General features: G+C 44.5%; 21 protein-coding genes. 8 read left to right on the plus strand and 13 right to left on the minus strand.

Translation table 11 applies throughout. The annotated features are described in order from the left end of the window. The first annotated feature begins 57 nt into the window (after window positions 1–57). Together ACIFOD_RS17025 and ACIFOD_RS17030 are read left to right on the plus strand one after the other, a co-directional pair. The gene (locus tag ACIFOD_RS17025; RefSeq protein WP_430315615.1) at window positions 58–555 is read left to right on the plus strand and encodes a hypothetical protein; all 498 of its coding nucleotides are present in this window, start codon (window positions 58–60) and stop codon (window positions 553–555) included. A 29-nt stretch (window positions 556–584) separates the two neighbouring features. Continuing rightward, entirely contained in the window at window positions 585–1142 is a 558-nt protein-coding gene (locus tag ACIFOD_RS17030; RefSeq protein ID WP_397552987.1) for a beta-class carbonic anhydrase, read from the plus strand. Window positions 1143–1301: 159 nt separating this feature from the next. On the opposite strand, the gene ACIFOD_RS17035 is transcribed toward ACIFOD_RS17030, so the two are convergent. Both ACIFOD_RS17035 and ACIFOD_RS17040 read right to left on the minus strand, forming a co-directional pair. Continuing rightward, window positions 1302–1886, minus strand: coding sequence for a 5-formyltetrahydrofolate cyclo-ligase (locus tag ACIFOD_RS17035; protein WP_430315616.1), 585 nt, complete (start codon window positions 1884–1886; stop codon window positions 1302–1304). A gap of 292 nt (window positions 1887–2178) precedes the next feature. Next, window positions 2179–2481 carry a phospholipase gene (locus ACIFOD_RS17040; RefSeq protein WP_430315617.1) on the minus strand — a complete coding sequence of 101 codons (303 nt, stop codon included), beginning with the start codon at window positions 2479–2481 and terminating at the stop codon, window positions 2179–2181. A gap of 170 nt (window positions 2482–2651) precedes the next feature. Here ACIFOD_RS17040 and ACIFOD_RS17045 point away from each other — a divergent pair, with 170 nt between their 5' ends. Further along, window positions 2652–3155 (plus strand): peroxiredoxin family protein, encoded by a 504-nt coding sequence (locus ACIFOD_RS17045; RefSeq protein WP_430315618.1) that lies wholly within the window; start codon window positions 2652–2654, stop codon window positions 3153–3155. 25 nt (window positions 3156–3180) lie between these two features. Here the strand turns inward: ACIFOD_RS17045 and ACIFOD_RS17050 are convergent, their stop codons facing one another. Continuing rightward, a complete protein-coding gene (locus ACIFOD_RS17050; protein ID WP_430315619.1) occupies window positions 3181–4113 on the minus strand; it encodes a phosphotransferase in 933 nt (310 codons plus the stop codon). A 111-nt stretch (window positions 4114–4224) separates the two neighbouring features. Between ACIFOD_RS17050 and ACIFOD_RS17055 the strand changes: the two genes are divergently transcribed. Both ACIFOD_RS17055 and aldA read left to right on the plus strand, forming a co-directional pair. Next, a complete protein-coding gene (locus ACIFOD_RS17055; RefSeq protein ID WP_430315620.1) occupies window positions 4225–5247 on the plus strand; it encodes an NADP-dependent oxidoreductase in 1023 nt (340 codons plus the stop codon). Window positions 5248–5518: 271 nt separating this feature from the next. Then, window positions 5519–6967 (plus strand): aldehyde dehydrogenase, encoded by a 1449-nt coding sequence (gene aldA, locus ACIFOD_RS17060; RefSeq protein ID WP_430315621.1) that lies wholly within the window; start codon window positions 5519–5521, stop codon window positions 6965–6967. A gap of 123 nt (window positions 6968–7090) precedes the next feature. Here aldA and ACIFOD_RS17065 read toward each other — a convergent pair whose 3' ends face one another. The 3 genes from ACIFOD_RS17065 to ACIFOD_RS17075 all read right to left on the minus strand — a co-directional run bounded on the left by ACIFOD_RS17065 (window position 7091) and on the right by ACIFOD_RS17075 (window position 8021). After that, on the minus strand, window positions 7091–7213 hold the full coding sequence (locus ACIFOD_RS17065) for a hypothetical protein (RefSeq protein ID WP_262371836.1): 123 nt from the start codon (window positions 7211–7213) through the stop codon (window positions 7091–7093). Beyond that, window positions 7207–7440 (minus strand): hypothetical protein, encoded by a 234-nt coding sequence (locus ACIFOD_RS17070; protein ID WP_428975254.1) that lies wholly within the window; start codon window positions 7438–7440, stop codon window positions 7207–7209. Before ACIFOD_RS17070 ends, ACIFOD_RS17065 begins: the two co-directional genes overlap by 7 nt. 164 nt (window positions 7441–7604) lie before the next feature. Continuing rightward, the gene (locus ACIFOD_RS17075) at window positions 7605–8021 is read right to left on the minus strand and encodes a GNAT family N-acetyltransferase (RefSeq protein ID WP_430315622.1); all 417 of its coding nucleotides are present in this window, start codon (window positions 8019–8021) and stop codon (window positions 7605–7607) included. Between the two features lie 132 nt (window positions 8022–8153). Here ACIFOD_RS17075 and ACIFOD_RS17080 point away from each other — a divergent pair, with 132 nt between their 5' ends. Then, window positions 8154–8954 carry a VLRF1 family aeRF1-type release factor gene (locus ACIFOD_RS17080; RefSeq protein WP_430315623.1) on the plus strand — a complete coding sequence of 267 codons (801 nt, stop codon included), beginning with the start codon at window positions 8154–8156 and terminating at the stop codon, window positions 8952–8954. A gap of 179 nt (window positions 8955–9133) precedes the next feature. Then, window positions 9134–9421: a hypothetical protein gene (locus ACIFOD_RS17085; RefSeq protein ID WP_397552998.1), complete on the plus strand. Its 288-nt coding sequence runs from the start codon at window positions 9134–9136 to the stop codon at window positions 9419–9421. 89 nt (window positions 9422–9510) lie between these two features. Here ACIFOD_RS17085 and ACIFOD_RS17090 read toward each other — a convergent pair whose 3' ends face one another. Beyond that, the gene (locus ACIFOD_RS17090; protein WP_430315624.1) at window positions 9511–11472 is read right to left on the minus strand and encodes a phospholipase D-like domain-containing protein; all 1962 of its coding nucleotides are present in this window, start codon (window positions 11470–11472) and stop codon (window positions 9511–9513) included. Window positions 11473–11776: 304 nt separating this feature from the next. Then, window positions 11777–12580 (minus strand): RDD family protein, encoded by an 804-nt coding sequence (locus ACIFOD_RS17095; protein WP_430315625.1) that lies wholly within the window; start codon window positions 12578–12580, stop codon window positions 11777–11779. Window positions 12581–12684: 104 nt separating this feature from the next. Here ACIFOD_RS17095 and ACIFOD_RS17100 point away from each other — a divergent pair, with 104 nt between their 5' ends. After that, a complete protein-coding gene (locus ACIFOD_RS17100) occupies window positions 12685–13644 on the plus strand; it encodes a stage II sporulation protein M (RefSeq protein ID WP_397553001.1) in 960 nt (319 codons plus the stop codon). Here the strand turns inward: ACIFOD_RS17100 and ACIFOD_RS17105 are convergent. From ACIFOD_RS17105 to ACIFOD_RS17125, 5 genes are all read right to left on the minus strand, one after another. Beyond that, entirely contained in the window at window positions 13636–14994 is a 1359-nt protein-coding gene (locus ACIFOD_RS17105; RefSeq protein ID WP_430315626.1) for a DUF58 domain-containing protein, read from the minus strand. The two genes, ACIFOD_RS17100 and ACIFOD_RS17105, sit on opposite strands and share 9 nt — an antisense overlap. Next, window positions 14945–15874, minus strand: a complete 930-nt coding sequence (locus ACIFOD_RS17110) for an AAA family ATPase (RefSeq protein ID WP_430315627.1) — start codon at window positions 15872–15874, stop codon at window positions 14945–14947. The genes ACIFOD_RS17105 and ACIFOD_RS17110 overlap by 50 nt, the downstream gene beginning before the upstream one ends. Next, window positions 15871–17001, minus strand: a complete 1131-nt coding sequence (locus ACIFOD_RS17115; RefSeq protein WP_430315628.1) for a DUF4350 domain-containing protein — start codon at window positions 16999–17001, stop codon at window positions 15871–15873. Before ACIFOD_RS17115 ends, ACIFOD_RS17110 begins: the two co-directional genes overlap by 4 nt. Before the next feature lie 23 nt (window positions 17002–17024). Then, window positions 17025–17669, minus strand: a complete 645-nt coding sequence (locus ACIFOD_RS17120) for a DUF4129 domain-containing protein (protein ID WP_430315629.1) — start codon at window positions 17667–17669, stop codon at window positions 17025–17027. An 83-nt stretch (window positions 17670–17752) separates the two neighbouring features. After that, a complete protein-coding gene (locus ACIFOD_RS17125) occupies window positions 17753–18682 on the minus strand; it encodes a hypothetical protein (RefSeq protein ID WP_430315630.1) in 930 nt (309 codons plus the stop codon). Window positions 18683–19136 lie beyond the last annotated feature (454 nt).

The raw sequence follows: 19136 nt of genomic DNA on the forward strand, positions 1-19136 counted from the left end.
CTCAGTAGAGAGGAACGGGGCAATGACGTCCATTTACTTTCCCAAAGGAGTGATCATGTGGAAAATCTGCATTTATGCCCGATTCCTTATCTACTATTGGATAGGCAATTTAATTTAATTGATGCTTCTAATTCGGGTTATGACTTTTTAAAGCCTGGAGAAAACTTCATGTCTATAGTAGAAGACGATAGCTCGCCAAAGTTCGCACGGATTATTCATAAGAATTTATCCGGTGAAATGGAATTGAATTTGAAGAAAAATGATTCGTTTGAGCTGTTTGATATCTTCTATCAGTTTTCAGATATACAGCAATATTATCATGTTGCCCTCATTTCTAAGGACGCTCAATACAAGAAAGTGTCAGATCAAATGAATGGCTTATTTGATCTCATGGGTAAGTCCACGTATCCACGAAAAGAACCGAATTTGACAGAAGTACTGGCTAAAGTATCTTCTCTTTATTTGAAACTTTCCAATACGTCTGATTGGAATCGACAAGAAATTATGGATAAAATAAAAGAGATAGAAAATCACCTTCAGCTAAATGTGAAGTGATAAAAAATTTACTTTATGGGAGAGACGATATGACTTTATTAACGAACATACTTGATTACAACCAACAGTTTGTACAAGAACACTCATACGAAGAGTACAGAACAACCAAGTTTCCAGACAAACGATTAGTTATTCTTACTTGTATGGATACCCGTTTAGTAGAGCTTCTGCCTAAATCCATGAACATGAAAAATGGCGACGTGAAAATCGTTAAAAACGCCGGTGCTGTCGTGAGTCATCCATTTGGTAGTATCATGCGCAGCCTCCTCGTTGCGGTCTATGAACTCCAGGCAGATGAAGTACTCGTGATCGGTCACCACGACTGCGGAATGAGCGCCATCGACAGCCACCAGATCCTGGACAAAATGAAGGATCGTGGGATTCCAGAAGAAACACTCGACACCGTCAACTACTCGGGAATCGACCTCCACGACTGGCTGAAAGGCTTCAGCTCAGTACAGGAAAGCGTCGCCCACAGCGTCGACATGATCAAGAACCATCCGTTGATGGATAAAAAAATCCCTGTTCACGGACTCGTCATCAGTCCTGAAACAGGGAAGCTGGATTTGGTTGTCGAGGGTTACTAATAAAGCCTTGTCCTATTCTGACAACCAGCCCAACCTCCCCCTGAAGGTGTTACTCCTTCAGGGGGTTTTTTTACGTCACTTTGACCGTCACTTTGAGGGACGGACCTCCAATTTCCACAAAAACCCGTCCCTATAGCATTCTTGCCAATTGATTATAAATTAAAGGTCCGTCCCTCTAGAAAAATTCTTCAATTCCTTCAGGATCGGCATCTTTTCCATTTCGTCTACTGATACGTGGTCCAATTCGATGCCCTGTGGTTTTGGGTATGGGGTGTGGGTTTCCGTGTTGCCTTCTTCGGTGATGATCCAGTCGACGGCCAGGTCATAGGAATCCCTAGTGATGTCGTCTCCTACAAGCAGCTCACTGTTTATGGTCGTGATGACCTGCACCGGCTTGTTTCCGATTTCACGCAGGATGGAGTATTCACGATCGGCATAGCCCTCTCCTTTTCCAAGTCTTCTCCCATCATGATGAATGGCAACGGAACCGAACACTATCAGGTGAATGGGAGGTATATCTGTGAGCGGTACGACTTTTCCATATGTATTCATATGCTTGATGCTCGCCGCCTTTCTCTCTTCTCCCCGGGGCACCCATTCAGGCTTAATCATGACAAACCCGTCCTTTAAGCGCGGCGTTGGAATGAGCAAGGTTTTTCCGTCCTTCAACACAGTTGCGCGAAGTGGAAGCTGAGGTGCATCCGGATTCACCTTTACGACCTCAGCGTCCTTGTAAATATCCATATCCCGAACAAAAGAAGCAGCTGTTTGAGCTCCTGACGTCCCTGAATCTTACGAAAAAATCAACTCAGAATTAAAACCATTCAATATCATTATACATAGTTCTGCCATTATTCTTATTATCTTAATGTCTATCAAACCATTTTAATCTGCGTCGCCAGCCTGCTTGATTTGGGCTGGTTTTTTTATGGGTGTGTGCCGGGAACCGGTTCTCCATTGAACTCCCCATTTTATGTTAAACGGTATATTACTATACTCTCCCCTTCAAATAAAGAGGTTGCCGGGTCTCGTCGGCCTAGATCCATGATCCACGGCAACGATGCCCCTGACACGTAACCCTCGTCTGCAGTTTCATATATTGATACATAAGAAAAGCATGTCTACCTTTTCGAGAATCGGGATTGATTTCAGTTTTCAGCTTCCTCATGAACATCCGATCACACTGGCAGCTTGGACCGTATCGCTCATAGCAAAGGTCATGGGCCTTGCATGCTGCGTCTACTGAATTGATGGGGGCACCGGGTCCGCTGCATCCTGGTCCGCACCATTTGTATTCCGGGAAGATACACAGGTTTGGACCTGTCTTATTTCTTCTCATATCCATCGTCCTTTCTACTCACTCTGCACAATAGTACGTTTTGTTTCTCACATAAAGGGAAATACACTCCATGTAAGCAAAATAAATTACTATACTGTATGTATTTCAATCTGGTTAGGATTGTCCTAATGCCTATCTGAGTGGAAAGAAATCAATAGGAGGAATGAATAATGGCAACTTTTCAATTAAATGATACGGTACCAAATTTCACGCTCCCGGCAGTTTCAGGTGAAACGTTCTCATTTGAGGACCATCAAAAAGAACATCAAAGCTGGCATCTCATCGTTTTCTTCAGGGGCTCATGGTGCCCGGTATGTCAGGAAGAACTTAGAGAGCTACAAGCAAACAAAGAGGATTTTGAAAAACATAATGTTCACATACTGGCGATTTCCAGTGATAAATTGGAGAACTTGCAGGAGTTTGCAAACAAAGAGGATTTAACTTTCCCTGTCTTAGCAGACGAAAAGTTGGAGGCCATCAAAGCATATGATGTGTTCCATCACGGTGAAGATGCCCCTTATGAGGATCACGGACAACATGGTGAACCGGCTTACTTCCTCGTCAATGAAAAAGGACAAACCATGTACCAGCAAAGACAAACGAGCCCCTTTGGCCGTCCACATGCGAATGAACTGAGAAAAATCGTGAAATATATCCAAAAAAACGTTAAATAATATCATAAGAGGGACGGACCTTGTGTTACTCACCAAGGTCCGTCCCTCTTATTAATGCAAGCTCTAAACTTTTCTGGGCTTCCACTACTGTATGAGGCTGCTTTTCATGATAGCCATAAAGAAGCAGGACGATGTTGGTGTAGATGGCTTTGAACCGTGCATATTCCAACTCTACTTCCTCTACCTCTCCATATTCTTCAAAAAACATATTCCGCCCCGGAGGATTGAGATAACTGTACACGAGGTTTAAATCAATGGCTCGATGGCCAATATGAACGTCACCCCAATCCAGAATCCCTGATAAGATTCCATCCCCATTCACAACAATATTTTTAAAATGAAGGTCGCCATGAACCAACGTGGTTTCTGATGGTAATGGCTTTTTTGGTACGTGCTGAAGGTAGTCTTTTAACCTTTCAATCTGGTGAAAAAGGTTTAGTTCTTCGATTTCATGAATGTTTTCTTCCAAGATCGGGATCCGTTTTTTAACATCTAAGCGATTTAATTCATCATGAGGGACTCCCCGTTTCACAGCCTCTGAAGCATCCGTCAAATGAAGCTTCTTTAGAAACCATGCCAATTTGATGGCTGACTCCCCTTCTCTAACCACCTCATGTGCTCGGGATGGAATCGTTCCTTCAACAAAACGGTAGCCTAGAAAAGGCCATTTGTATGGAGGGGAAGGCTTTCCAAAAAAGGTCGGAACCGGAATTCGGAGTCCGAGACTCTTTTCATCGAGCAGTGGCAAGAGCTTTCCTTCTGTTTCCAAAAGCTTCACGGCTATATCCCTTCTTGGAAACCGAAAGACCCAATCGCTGTTCACTTTCATAACCGTATTATCGAATCCATAGTCAATGATCTCCATTCTTGATGGATGAAGTTCCGGGAACTGATTCCCGATTAATAATCTTGCCTGTTCAATGGTGACAGCGACCTCCGCATCCCAGCTATTCGCCACATTCACCCCACCTTTCTCAAGTGTTATTCTTTGTAGAACCTAGACTCCATGTGATAAGTTTCAAGTAATCGGAAAAAAATTTTCAGCTTAAAATTACGAGGAGGAATCATGATGTTACCCGAAAAGCAGCAGCAAATCCAATTAGTCGCCCGTCCTGAAGGAATGCCTGTAAAAGAGGATTTCAACTTCAAAGAGATTGAAGTTCCTAAACCATCCAAAGGACAAGTATTAGTCAAAACACTTTATCTTTCCGTGGATCCCTATATGCGGGGCAGAATGTCTGATGCCAAGTCGTATGTAGAACCATTCCAATTGAACGAAGCGTTGGCTGGCGGAGGCGTTGGAGAAGTCGTTGAATCAGAATCTGAACATTTCCAAAAAGGGGATTTCGTAGTAGGAATGCTGCCTTGGCAGGAATATTCCCTTGCCAATGAGAAACAGGTCCGCTCCATCGATCCGAATGTCGCCCCTATCTCTACTCACCTTAGTATACTGGGAATGACTGGATTGACCGCATACTTCGGACTCCTTGACATCGGTCAACCGAAAGAAGGCGAAACCGTGGTTGTGTCCGGTGCTGCAGGTGCAGTCGGCTCTGTTGTCGGACAAATAGCCAAAATCAAAGGAGCTCGTGTTGTCGGTATAGCAGGTTCGGATGAAAAAGTAAGCTACCTGACAGATACGCTTGGATTCGACGAAGGAATCAACTACAAAACAACGGACAACATCTACTCTGCGTTAAAAGAAGCGTGTCCAAACGGCATCGATGTATATTTCGAAAACGTTGGTGGCGAAATTGGTGACGCTGCCCTTAGTTTACTAAATAAACATGCACGTGTACCAGTGTGCGGAGCGATTTCTTCTTATAATAAAACGGATCGTGATCTGGGACCTCGCGTACAAACCAGATTGATCAAATCAAGCGCACTCATGAAAGGCTTTGTCGTCAACGACTACAATGAACGCTTCAAAGAAGGAGCAACAGAGCTTGGCCAATGGCTTTCCCAAGGAAAACTCCAATACGAAGAAACCATCACAGAAGGCTTAGAAAACGTAACCGACGCCTTCCTCGGACTCTTCCAAGGCAAAAACATCGGCAAACAACTCGTCAAAATCGCAGAACCAAGTAAATAACCCTTATAAGGGACGGACCTCCATTTTTACTCAAATCCTATTAAATCAGCGTTTTGGTTGAAGGATTGAGTGAAACGAGGTCCGTCCCTCTATTCATTTTATTTCCAGAAGCGAACCAACACACTCACTTAACCCCTTTTATATCTAGGTCTTAGCTGAATATATGTATGGAACGAGGTCCGTCCCTCGCACATCCCCATGTTTACCCCTCCCCATTGAACGGGAAAAGAAGGAGATATGATGAGAAACAGTTTTACAAGGAGGAGTAATCGTGAAGAAGTATCAGTTGTATGTTAATGGTGAGTTTGTGGATAGTACGTCGAAGGATACGTTGGACGTGATCAATCCTGCGAATGAGGAGACGATTTCTTCCATTCAGATGGGAACGGAAGAGGATGTCAATCACGCTATTGAGGTTGCTCATTCTGCTTTTCTTTCATGGGAGAAGGTCCCTTCCAAGGAGCGTGCTTCCTATTTATATAAAATAGCCGATAAGCTGGAAGAACGTAAAGATCAATTTGTTCAGATGCTGACAGAAGAAAACGGGAAGACATTGGATGCCTCAGAAGGTGAGCTGGATACTGCCATCGAGTATTTCCGCTACATGGCAGGCTGGGCGTTAAGATATGAAGGCGAAATCCTTGAGAGTGAGCGCTCGAATGAAAATATTCTTGTTTACAAAAAGCCGATTGGTGTCGTAGCAGGGATCGTCCCATGGAACTTCCCGATGTTCATCCTCGCCAGGAAAGTTGCCCCTGCGATTGTGACAGGTTGTACGATCGTGATGAAACCGAGTCAATACACACCAAATACCGCATGTGAGTTCGCTAAGATCATAGACGAAATCGGGCTCCCAAAAGGAGTCTTTAACCTTGTAACCGGGAAAGGCTCCGATATCGGAAACCCGATGTCCAGTCACCCTAAAGTACGCATGGTGTCCATGACGGGAAGCTACCCGGCTGGTTCAAAAGTGATGGAAGCAGCATCGAAGTCCATTACAAAAGTAAACCTGGAGCTTGGCGGTAAAGCCCCTGCCATCGTCACCAAGCACGCAAATATTGATCTTGCCGTCGAAAAGATCAAAACTTCCAGAATCACCAACTCCGGGCAGGCATGCACGAACGCGGAACGAGTGTATGTCCACGAGGATGTAGCAGAGGAATTCATCAGCAAAATGACCGAAGCGATGAAAAACACGACAGTCGGAGATCCGACAAACCGGGATAACGACATCGGGCCTCTTGTGAATAAAGATCGCCTCGAGACCGTAACTGAAATGGTCAATACTGCCGTTGAAAACGGAGCAAAAATCCTCACCGGCGGGAAACCGCTCAATATGGATAAAGGGTTCTACTACGAGCCTACCATTCTTATAGATGTAAAACAGGATATGGAGATCATCCAGGAAGAGATCTTTGGACCGGTCCTTCCAATTATGACATACAAGGATTTTGATGAAGTCATCGAGCTTGCCAACGATACGGAATATGGTCTTTCTTCCTCGATCTTCAGTGAAAACCTCCATGAAATCATGAGGGCGGCGAATGAACTTCGATACGGAGAAACCTTCGTCAATCGTGAGAATTTTGAAGCCATCAATGGTTTCCACGCCGGCCGCGGTCAATCCGGAATCGGCGGAGCAGATGGAAAACACGGCCTTAACGAATACCTGGAAACTCATGTTGTTTATCTTGAGTACGATGAAAACTATAAAGGATAAGTACCAAAAGAAAAGCCTGCCCGCTTTAATCCCAAAAGCGGGCAGGCTTTTTCAATGGAGAGTTTTGCCCAACAAAAAAAGTCCTACTAAACAGTCAGGACTTTTCAAATCACAACAATATGATTAGGCCAGGATAAAGAAATTTGCTAATGCGAGTAATAATAGAATAATAGCAACTCCGGAACTCATCCAAAGAATATCGTTAAAATCCATTTTCAAATCGGCTAATTTATCCTTGTTTAGCAACGAACTTCACTCCCTTGAAAATTTTCAATAAATCCAATGACTTTAAAAATCGAAAGGTCCAATTTAGGGTCTGTGGACGTTGAACAATGAGAGCACTCGATTTGGTTGACATTCATCGTTGAACGGAATTCATTCTCACAGTGTGTGCACTCCAGAATATGTAAATCCTTTTTCTTACCCTTGCGATCAAATTGAATGCGCTCTCTACCTTGGTTAATATAGCTCACTTTTTCTCTCTCCCGTCGTGTGTTATTTAGTACATATTTACCCGATGGAACGAACATAAAACATCATTTATCTGATTTCTTTAAGAAAATGGGGTTCAAAAGCATATTGTGGATTTTATAGAAGAAAAAACTCCAATAAAAAAACAACCAGCGCCTGCTGGTTGCTACAATCGTTTCTCCATAAAATACTGACTATGGCCCTTAGGAAAATCTTTAAGGACCCCGAATTCCTTATACCCTAATTTTTTATAAAAATGAGGGGCTTGAAAGCTGAATGTATCTAATATAACGAGGTGGCATCCATTCTCCCTGGCGTACTCTTCTATCCGGTGAATCAGTTTGGAGCCGTACCCTCCATGCCGATAGTCATCTGCCACCCATAGAAAATCAATATGGAGATGATGCCAGAACATTTCTCCGACCACTCCGCCAACGATTTCATCCTCATCGTTCCTCATAACAAAACTGATTTGCTCCAGGGGCGTCTTTGTCTCCTCGTCTACTTGTGACATATTGTATTCGATTAATTTCTTACGTATGTAATCACTATCTTCTTGGACCCACTGCTTCTCTATATTCATTGGTTTCCCTCCCTTCCCTCCTATTTTTTCCTATTAAAGTCCTTTCGTCAATTCCCTTTTTTTACAAAATAATGTTTAGGAGACGTCTCTACCGTTTATATGAAAAGTAAGCATTCTATAAGGAGGAGTTCCATGTCTTTCAAAAAAACACTGAGCGTACTGGAAAACTTGTACTTACAGAAACCTGATAAGTTGTTGACTGTTTATTTGAATACGGACCGCAGCGACCACGATCAGCAAGGCGGTGAATGGAAGATAGCCCTTAAAAACGGATTCAACCGCCTGGAAGAATACCTGGAAAGTGCTCCCGAGGAAAAAGAAAGGCTGCAATCGATCCGTCCGAAAGTAGAAAACTATGTATATAGTTTAGAACGTGAACTTCCAAGAAGCTTTATCATCTTCGCCTCAGCCGATAGTGGCATTTGGGAGACCTTCCGGCTTCAAGTACCCGTTGAAACGAATTTTTATTGGGAGGAGAATCCTCACCTGGATCAATTGAAATCCTTGCATAAAGAATATCCTTACACGGGATTGGTGCTTCTTCAGCAAAATCAAATCAAAATCCTCACCTCCGCCTTTGGAGAGATTCAGTCCAGCGAATTTATGGAATTCGATTTGGAAACAGATGATTGGCGAAAGCATGAAGGTCCCCACCACTCAGACGCCAGCATGGGAAGCGGAGGCGGAAAGGCCAATCAGCAGGAAGAATTCGAAAATCGCCTCAAAGCGAATCAACAACGCTGGTGGAAAAGCCTCGGCAGCATCCTGGACAAAAAAGCCGCTGATGAGGAGTGGGAACGGATCTTACTCGTTGGCGATAAAGAAGAGGCTGCTGTGCTGGAAGACAGCATGAATAAAGAGGTTCATGAAACGATCGGCAAAAACCTGCTGAATGAAAATGAGCATAAGGTTGTGGAGAAGTTACTCGCTTAAACTTCAAAAGACCACTGTCTTGGGATGAGACGGTGGTCTTTTTAGTGGTTATCCGTCATTTATTGTCTAGAGAAAAAATTCGCACATGACAGCCACCACTCATCCCTAAAAAAACAATTCCCTCAAACAGGCACACGCCCCTCCCATATTCATACACTGAAATAAGGAGGTGTGTGTCCGTGCTTTCACGAATAAAATGGTTATCCTTTTCTATCGAATTGTTTTTGGCTGTTCCGATCTTTGGCAATATTGCAGGTGATGCGATTCCTTTTCTCCTGTGTTTAGTGGCCCTTTGGCATGCGAGCGTATGGTATATTTCAAGGTCAGAAGATCAGCCGATCCTTGGAAGTGCCCTCGGTATCCTTGCTTCCTTCTTAAACTTCTTCCCGGTCATCCGATTGATTGCACACGCAATCACTGCAATTGTACTTATATTTGAAATCCAGAAGGCTCCCGGGATGGAGTAAGCAGGAATTGGCACCAACAAAAAGGATGGTTCTCCAATGAGAATCATCCTTTTTCGTTTCGTAATATATTCAGGAACTTTTCATCCAGCCTACTGTACAACCCCTCCAGCATTCACATACCTTGCATTGAACTCCTGAAGAAATTGATTCGTGATGGCATCGTCATGGATGATGAGCATGTTTTCGTCATTCACATTATTGCCGTTTTCACTCCAGTTGGTCGACCCTACGATGACGGTTGGATCACTGTTGGTGTCGGCATCGATGAGCATCGTTTTGGCATGAAGCTTGCGGCTTTCATTTGCCTTGTACACGGGTGCAGGGTTAGCCCAGCGCGTATTTGGATTGTTCGTACTCGTTTGCGTAGCCGTTCTTCCTGTCATTTCAATGCTCGCTGACCACCACTGGTTCCAGAAGCTGGCATCGTATAGACCTTTCACATCAAAGCCGGTCAACGTTCCCTGGTTATCCACATAGCTTCCTTCCCACTTATTCTTCAATTCGTCCACAAGGGCCTGGTCGCTCCATGCGAAAATGGTGAAATAGGCATTTTCGTCTGCTTCTGTTTTCACTAGCTCTGTCATACGTCCCACCGCATCGTCTCCTGAAGAGAAGTACACTTCCACCGTATCTCCTCCGATGGTCAACGTATGAGGTGTGTTATCTACTTTCCTTGTGCTGAAGTTCGATACTGTATGATTTGGAGTCGTGGATCCACTCCCCCACATTTCTTCAAATTCCGTTTTATAAATGGAGGCAAGTTCAGGAGAGTGAACTTCCACGACATGCTGCTGATTGCCGCCAAGGATTCCCTGGTTCATGTTTTCCTCAGAACCATATAAACCTGTTACGGTAAAATTCCAGCTTCCTGTGAAAACCCATTTCCCATCCACAACAGCAAATTTATTATGCATTTGATTCCCTGGAGAATAGTAGCTGTCCGTTTCTTTCCATTCCCCTTCTACAAACATATAGCCTGTTGTCGCCGTGCTGCCAACCGTCACGTTTCGCTGCGGGAAATCGCTGAAGCTTGCAGGTAAATCGTAAGCTGCCCGCTTTACGGCATCTTCCACTACAAACATAGGGGAATCCGATAAAATATGAGCATCATCCGCTGATCCTACTATTCCATCCTGACCGCGGACAAGCTTCTCCAGATATAATCGCATAGTTTCATATCGTTCTGCGTAATGAGGGTCCGATCCATCCTTGGCATCAGCGAGAATCCGGACGTCCACCCCTTGTGCCGCTTTGGCCATCAATGTATCGACCACTCGAGGCAAATTGATTTCATACGTGGCGAAGTCAATGGACGTTGTCGCTTCATTCAAGCGTTCAATGAGACGATCTTCAAGATTCACGTTGTAGTTTGCTTCGTTCCCCGGCATGGCATATTGAGTCGATGCACTTTTGTTAAAGTAGACGTTGATAGCACCTGGCGCCTCGCTTACATTGGTAAGTGATTCACTTCCACTTCCCGAAGGAACAGCTGAATTAGCCGCTTTAGGTGTTCCAAATCCACCTTCATAGGAAGCCGTCGATGTGCTCCAATTGGCCGGATCCGTACCGCTGATAGAACGATCGTTTCGCTCCATCGTGGCTTTTGTGGTATTGTCACCAGCGTACCAGCTGTTCACTTCATCGATAATCGAACCCGACGCATCCTTTAAATAAAGAACTTCATCGGAATTCCCAAGACTCCCTGTATAGACTTGATCCGCTGCGACAGTTGAAATCGTGTCATCGCTTGTCCTTTCCAGTAAAAAATACCCCTGTGCCGGCACGGATCCACTTAAAGCTATACTCGGTGATCCGTCCAGGGCTTCAATGGTCCATCCCTCCAAGGAAAGTTCAGATGAAGTGATATTGGATAGTTCCATCCATTCATTGTTGTAAGAGCCCATTGTCCCCATCCAGGCCACTTCATTTATTACTGCAGACTGAGGTGCGGCTGCCACTCCCTTGTCCATACTTTCTTGAGGCTGAATCAAACCTCCAGTCAGTAAAAACAGAATACTGATAATCGATAATGAAATCTTTTTCGTCCTCATACCCTTTCCCCCTTCAGTTAAAAAAACAAATATATTTAAATGATTACAGTACAAGTATATTTTGTCGCATTTTGTAATGTAATGGGATAATGGGCACTATTTTTCTTATTATTTTGTAAATTACGTATAGTAATTGTAAACCTCTATCACAATCATCCTACTATATTTACTTAATTTTCTATCTAATCATCTAATTTCTTGAAAGATTGCTTTAATAGCCACGAGAAATCTTCATTAGGTATAAAGTCCTTTTCATCCTGACAAATAAAAAAACAGCAAAGCCCTCTCCAGACTTTGCTGCTTTCTACAACTCAATTTCCCATTCTTCCCTTAATGCCAGGTATAAAAGGAGAAGGGTATCCTCAAGCTCCTCATATGTTTTATCCTGCACGTCTAATCCCAGTTTCGGATAGAGGATAAGAGCAAGCTTTTTGGTTAATTGGTTTCGTTCTGAAAGGGGGAGCTGAACGAATCGGTTGCTGTACGTTTTGACCAGATTCCATTCCTTCGCACCGAGCTGCTTTAATTCCCACGCTTCCACCGTTAAATCCTCTTTCTTCAAGCCCCGGCGACGGATTTCCTTCTCGATGGCTTTTTCTTTTCGCTTTCCTTTGACGCGTCGCTCATGAACAACAATGGTTCCGGCAACGAGATCCCCTACCCTCTTATGCTTGGAATGAAGGAAAATCATGACCATACCAATGAAATAGGAGACGGGAAGCATGTCGATGATTCTTAATAGATTGCGAATGAAACAGGATAAGAGCGTGACGCTGTGTCCGTTTTCCTGCATCACCCGGATTCCCAGCAATCGCTTTCCTACCGTCTTTCCACCCCAGAAGAATTCTAACGCAAAGAAATACCCCCAGTTGAGAAAGAAGATGGCGATGATGGCGATCCCCCATAGTGTCGAGTTGATTTCCAACATGCTAAATATGCCATTATTCCCTGACGTTATAAAGAATAGGAGTACAAGGATCAGGATGTTTACGATTGTTAACAGCAGCTGATCTATCATCAGAGCTGCAGCCCGGCTGCCTAAGCCTGCAGGTTGAAATTGCAGGGAAACATATTCGGGGGTTTTAATATCGACTTGTTCTTCATGCAATACAATCCCCTCCTTATGGATGAATTTACCTTTAATGGTTTCTATTTTTTTCTTAACTTACTATAATAAGAGATAAGAAATTAAAAGAACAAGTAGGTGTCACAATGAACGTGAAGCAATTTGTCAAACAGCACCGAGACGACTGGAAGCAATTAGAAGATCTCCTCGGAACTCTTCGCAAGAGGAAGAACACAACGGGTCCGGCCATTGATCAATTCAACCGTCTTTATCAAAAGGCTGCCCAGAATCTTTCCTACAGCCAGACCTATTTTCCCGGCGAAGAAGTAACCGATTATTTGAACGGCCTCGTATCAAAGTCTCACAATCTATTATATAAAGACCAAATCTCAAGTGGAAAACAGATTAGACATTTTTTCTCCACGACATTTATCGGATTACTGCTTGAACAGTGGAAGTTCGTTGTCGCGGCGATGCTTTTATTTACGATCGGTGCACTCGGTGCCTTCATTTCTGTCGTGAATGATCCTCTTCACCTTTATTCCATTTTACCAGCTGAAATGTCTCAAGGGGTGGACCCTTCTAATCTCGGGAAAAGTGAAGGAAGAGTGGATTCTTCACTTATGTCGGCTGCCATTATGACCAATAACATCAAAGTCGCCTTCCTTGCCTTTGCCGGCGGTGTGACATTTGGCCTGTTGACGGTCTATATGCTTGTGTACAATGGAATCATTGTAGGTGCCCTGGCCGCTGTCTTCTGGCACCAGGGAATGAGCTATGAATTCTGGGCTTACATCGTCCCCCACGGAATGATCGAGCTTACAGCCATCTTTATTGCAGGCGGTGCAGGTCTCTTGATGGGCTATAAACTCTTTGTACCTGGACGTTTCACACGAGGCTACCAATTAAAGCAGCAAGCGAACCGATCCGTCCAGCTGCTTCTCGGGACGGTACCCCTGTTTGTGATTGCCGGGATCATCGAAGGCTTCATTACGCCTGCTGCCATACCGCTGCTCGCAAAATATATGGTTGCCTTTTTAACGGTTATCGGTTTGATTCTCTATATGACGATCGGAAAGCTACGACTAAAGGCAAGCTTACAGTAACCCCCGGTTCATCATATCAATATAGTAAGAAACAGCCGTTGCCGCCAGTTTCTCTTCACGGGCCTCCACCATCAGGAGGCCCTGCTTTTCCCACTTGGCTTTCTCCCTCTTCTTCACGATCATCTGTTTCTGAGCCATGCTCTTCATCATCGCCTGCTGAGAATCGACAGGCTCTGTCTTGATCCGCTTGGCCAACATTTCGTCTTCTATCCCAATCGTTAAAAAGAGATGCTGTTTCCGCAGGCGCTGTAAATAAAACAGGGCGCTTTCTTCATGAAGAAAGGTGTGTACGTCACTGAATAATAAGAGCAGACTCCGCTTTTTCTGAACCGTTTGAACATAGTGGAGGACGCCAGCATAATTAGATTCGGCTGCGTCCACTTCCAAATGATATATACGATGAAGAATCGTTTGCAGATGCGCCATCCCTTTTGCCGGAGGGATATATACCTTTACATCTTTACTGAAAGCAAGGACCGACACATAGTCCCCGTTTTGAAGGGCCGCTGCCGTCACGGTGAGGGCAGCCTCCAGGGATTTCTCCAACCGGTTTCCTTTTTTCAATTCCGCTCCCATCATCCTTCCGCAATCAATGAGGATCGTGATGTACTTCCCATGCTCAGGTTCATATTCATTGGTCATCACTTCCCTGAGCTTTGCGGTTTGACGCCAGTTGATCTTTCTGGGATCGTCCCCGAGTACATAATTTCTAATCTTGGAGAATTCCCCGGCACCGCTTTGCTGCTTACGGATCTTTACCCCTTCATACAGTAGGAACTGCTGAGCACTTTCCAATACTTTTTTCGTTTCAGTGAGATCAGGAATGACTTTCACCCCATCCTGGAGCTCCACTGTTTTTTGTTTTTCCCATAAACCGAGGGAGCTTCGATAGCGAAGGTACAGCTTCGACAGGTTATAGTCTCCCCGCACCTGTGTCACCACATCATAGGTAAGGGTCCCTGCTGATTCCTGTTCAAGCTTCCCTTCTAAGGGAAAGGATGTTTGAAAGCTTTGCGGTGTACCATCCAGGATCCGAAACTCCATGCCACGGGAAGATCTGTTTATGATGTCCAGATCGACGATATAATCAAGACCCCTTTCCATTTGATCCGGGATATGGCGCTTGATGTCCACATCCTTTTGGGATGGCGACAGGGTCAGGTCCATGAGACTCACGACGATAAATAAGCCGTTCAATACAAAAATGAGCGTCCATGACAGTCCAATAAATGTTCCTGCAATAAGGATGACGGAAAATAGGAGATATGAGATCAACAACCTCCCCGTCGGCAATATCCCCTTATCTTGGAACAGGAATCGACCCAACAAGCTCTTGGATGACTTGGTCAATGGTCACTCCCTCCAATTCTACGTGCGGGGATAGCTGTATACGATGTCTTAGGGCAGGTCTTGCCACGCTCTTGATATCATCCGGTGTGACATAGTCACGTCCTGACAGATAGGCCCACGCGCGTCCCGCTTTTCCAATCGAAATCGCCGCCCTTGTACTTGCCCCGAAGCGGATCGATTCCGTTTCACGGGTTTTTCTCACAATCTGCATAATATAATCCAACACCGCGTCACTAAGTGTGACCTCCCCGATTTCCCTTCTGATAGAGAGGAAGGTTTCCATGTCGAGAACCGCCCCCACTTCACTTGCATCAAAATGATTCTCAATCACTTGTTTTAAAACGTTTTTCTCTTCCTCAAAGGAAGGAAAGTCGATGTCGAGCTTAAAGAGAAATCGATCCTGCTGTGCTTCAGGCAGTGGGTAGGTCCCTTCAAATTCAATCGGATTCTGGGTGGCCACCACAAAAAACACCTCTTCAAGTGGATACGTTGACCCTTGAATCGTTACCTGCTTTTCTTCCATGGCTTCAAGCAAGGCCGCCTGGGTTTTGGCCGGTGTCCGATTGATTTCATCAGCCAATAGTACATTGGTGAAAATCGGCCCTTTGATCGTTTGGAAGCTGCTATCCTTCATATTGTAAATCGTACTACCCGTGATATCACTCGGTAACAGATCCGGTGTGAATTGAATCCGGTTAAAGCTTCCCCCGAGCAATCGTGAAAGGGTCTTGACCATCTGTGTCTTCCCTGTCCCCGGGACTCCCTCGATCAGTACATGCCCTCCTGCCAGGATGGAAGACAACAAGAGTTTAAGATTCGTGCTCTGACCTACAATGCGCTCTTCATATTTCTCCATTAAGGATGTGATTTCTGGTTTCAACGATCCTCCACCTCTTTCCTGAATAGTTCTATTTTTTTCGACCATAGTACGTATTCCTGTTTACTGATGCGCTCTTTCTCTAATACAGCCCTTATCCCTGTTAAAAACGAATCGATTTCTTTTTTAGAAACGGTGGTTAATCTCCGTTCTAACGGTTCGTCCAATTCCGACCATTCCTTACTCGTCGGAATCCCCCAACGTTCCTGGAACAGGACTCTGACATACTCGGCTTGAATCAGTAAAGATTCTTTGTATTGGCGCCCTTTTAAGTACCAAGCTGAAAGCGCCTTGATTCGCTCATCACTGAATCGGACCGTCTCTTCCCTTGGTATGAGAATACCTCCGAATCGTTTCCCCCGCATCCAGAGCCAAAGGACGGTGAGGATCAGCAATTGAAGGATTAAAAGTAACAGCCACTGGGGATAAAGGGTAGTAAGGCTTGCCTCACTTTCTCCCCCATGAAGGTATTCATCGACGAGAATCGTTTTCCGGTCGGCTCCACCGCTTTCTAATAGAGTGAGAACCAGCGGGAGATGATCACTATCAAGAATATTCCCGTTCATCACCCATCCCGGTGAAGTAGAAACAATCAATTGACCCTTCCCCATAGGAGAGCTGTAAGCAATCGTTCCATCCAGATCATCTAATAAAATGGTATCATCATCCCTCGTTTCCAGTCTTACGTCCGATAAAATATCCGTTTGATATGTATTCCCTTTTCCATCACGTATAAGAGGATTATCGAGCCCTTCCCCTAATAGGACCGTCTTCGTGTCAAACATTCCTTTTGGATTATCTTTTAATAAAAGAATGGTATTGCCTGCCCTCATGAAATTCTCGTAAGCTTCCATTTCTTCTCGTTCAGGGATTGAAAAAGGTTCTACCATAATCAGTAATTGATCAGATTTAGCTGCAGGCAGCCTGTCAGGTGAAAAAGACCACCGTTGTATAGACGCACCTTCGTTTTCCAAATAAGTATAAAGGGCTTTTATTCCAGAAGGAGAGGGAGACTCGGAAACATAGGCTGGATACTCCTTAGGCTTTTCAGGAGAAAGAAATACACCGATGATGATAAATAAACTTAGTAGTGTAGTGAGCCAGACCCACGCCTTTATATTTGTTTTCAATGCTCGTTCCTACCTCCTTTCTCTTATGCGTAAGGCTTTGAATCCGTTTCATTTCCCAACCAGCTAAGAGCTTCCTGCTTATAGGGAAGATACTCTTCTCCCTCCACTTCCCGCTCACCATAGGCCACCTCATCAAACAGAAGGGCCAGCCTATAGAATCGCTCTGCCCAATCCCGATTCACTTTACGCAGTTCATCATAATACTCCCAATTTGTTTTCCAGACCTTTGCTTCGAGATAGTCTCTTTCGTGGAAGTATAAAAGGAGGGCCAGGAACATATGACGGGTAGCTTTCGAATAATCTTCGAGCCCCTCTTGTTTATAAGCTTCTTCTAAATGTTTATCATAGGACCACTCCATCTCATTCATGGATTGAAGTGGTTTATTCGAACGGAATTTCCGTTTTCGGACTCCGTTCCGAATGGCGAAGAATGCAACAACGAGGAGAATGGCCACTACAATGACAATCAACGTGATGAGGATGCCCGATGCCGCCCCGCCTGTCGGTTCAAGGGAAGGGAACAGTTTTCCCAGCTGTTCTGAAAGCCATTCCTTTGCCTTCCCCCACCAACTGGCCAGCAGTCCCTGGGACTCCTCACGATAGGCCTTGTATTCCTCCCCATCCAAGATTTCTTCAATGTGATCTCTTGCTCTGTTTTCATTCAACATTTTCTTCACCTAGCTTTCAGATCAAAAGCCCGGAAGCATGAGACTTCCGGAGCCTGACTGGATACTTCAATTGTTCAAGGAAACTATTGGATTGCGTTATAATCATCGATCATTTCATTTAAATCATCTGCGTCATGTCTCGTTTTAAGATCAAGGAACATAACCCCGAAACCAACGGCGAACAGCATCGACGTGAATAAAGACACAACGTTAATAATCATGCCGTACAGGACACTATTCCCTAATACCAACCCGAACGTCAATTCGAAGGCTGAGCTTACGATTCCAACGATCAAGCCAAATACAATGAATAATAAAAGAAGGATCCATCCACGCTTCTTCGTCAGCCTCCAGCTCCTGCCGAGACCAGGTGCGTCATTTTCTATGGCTGCCGCTCCAAAATAGAAGCTCCAACGTGTTAAGAAGTAAGCTACAGCAACCGCGAATGCAAGCAACAGGACAACTCCGGCGACCACAATCCCGACGCCCGGCTCAAGAAGTACAGCACCGAATACTCCGGCAAAACCAATTGTAAAAATCGGAACAAATACGATACCGAATACAATCACTCCAAATAGGAGACTACTTCCGATAATCGGCCAAAAACGGGAGAATGCTTCCTTTATCACAAGCTTCACCGTAAATTCTTCATTCTTTCTCATATGATTAAGGGCAAATAAAATCGCCGCTTGTGCGATGGGAGCGAGGATTATACTGATAAGTCCAATAAGACCTGTACCAAGCTCAGCCGCCAGATTTACTTCTGGACCCCCTTCGTCCGTAAATTCACCTGAAAAGCTGTTGACAATCCCATCGAACCAGGTTTCCCCTGTACCGACAGTCCTAAAGAAGCTAACCCCTGCTGCCAGTTCAATGAGTGCCTGCAGTAAATAAACTGGCCCTAATAAAATAAGGAAAATAAGAAAAAAGTCTTTAAAGCGGTTCTTGCTTAATCGAAATGTGTGGTCCAGTATTTCACCGAACCCTTTAGGCTTACTAAATTTTGTGTTCACGTCGTATCCCCCTACCGGTTATTTTTCAATATTTGACAATATATCGCTTATTCTACCATTATTCCTCCTCCCGATGATGATAGATTTGTATTTTTTTCTTTCTTGTTACCAAAATGCACCAATCCTTATTAGATGTATATTTCATGCTTGGATTCTCATGCTTGCCATTTTGGGGAAGGAGATCCGTTTGCTTTCTTCTTTCTATACGAAAAAGTGACCCAAAAAGTTTTCTTTTTGGGTCACTTTCTCATTTTTATGGCTCTTTTCGTAAACTTTGTTGCTTTTAAAAAAGCGAGTAGTGGTTGATTTCCGCTCCAGGTGCTCGCTTTCCGCGGGGCGTGAGTTGAGCCTCCTCGGGCTTTGCCCTGCGGGGTCTCAACTTTCCCGCTATTCCCGCAGGAGTCGAGCACCTTCCGCTCCAATCAACTTTCTAAGTGTGAGTTTCTTACTATAG

This window comes from Rossellomorea sp. NRS-1567 (assembly GCF_050467885.1).
Taxonomy (GTDB): domain Bacteria; phylum Bacillota; class Bacilli; order Bacillales; family Bacillaceae_B; genus Rossellomorea; species Rossellomorea aquimaris_C.

Excerpts from the sequence above, each read along its gene's own strand:
- ACIFOD_RS17045 (WP_430315618.1), top strand. The coding sequence starts at position 2,652 with ATGGCAACTTTTCAATTAAATGATACGGTACCAAATTTCACGCTCCCG.
- ACIFOD_RS17090 (WP_430315624.1), bottom strand. The coding sequence starts at position 11,472 with ATGAGGACGAAAAAGATTTCATTATCGATTATCAGTATTCTGTTTTTA.
- ACIFOD_RS17035 (WP_430315616.1), bottom strand. The coding sequence starts at position 1,886 with ATGGATATTTACAAGGACGCTGAGGTCGTAAAGGTGAATCCGGATGCA.
- ACIFOD_RS17080 (WP_430315623.1), top strand. The coding sequence starts at position 8,154 with ATGTCTTTCAAAAAAACACTGAGCGTACTGGAAAACTTGTACTTACAG.
- ACIFOD_RS17075 (WP_430315622.1), bottom strand. The coding sequence starts at position 8,021 with ATGAATATAGAGAAGCAGTGGGTCCAAGAAGATAGTGATTACATACGT.
- ACIFOD_RS17055 (WP_430315620.1), top strand. The coding sequence starts at position 4,225 with ATGTTACCCGAAAAGCAGCAGCAAATCCAATTAGTCGCCCGTCCTGAA.
- ACIFOD_RS17120 (WP_430315629.1), bottom strand. The coding sequence starts at position 17,669 with ATGTTGAATGAAAACAGAGCAAGAGATCACATTGAAGAAATCTTGGAT.
- ACIFOD_RS17040 (WP_430315617.1), bottom strand. The coding sequence starts at position 2,481 with ATGAGAAGAAATAAGACAGGTCCAAACCTGTGTATCTTCCCGGAATAC.
- ACIFOD_RS17100 (WP_397553001.1), top strand. The coding sequence starts at position 12,685 with ATGAACGTGAAGCAATTTGTCAAACAGCACCGAGACGACTGGAAGCAA.
- ACIFOD_RS17030 (WP_397552987.1), top strand. The coding sequence starts at position 585 with ATGACTTTATTAACGAACATACTTGATTACAACCAACAGTTTGTACAA.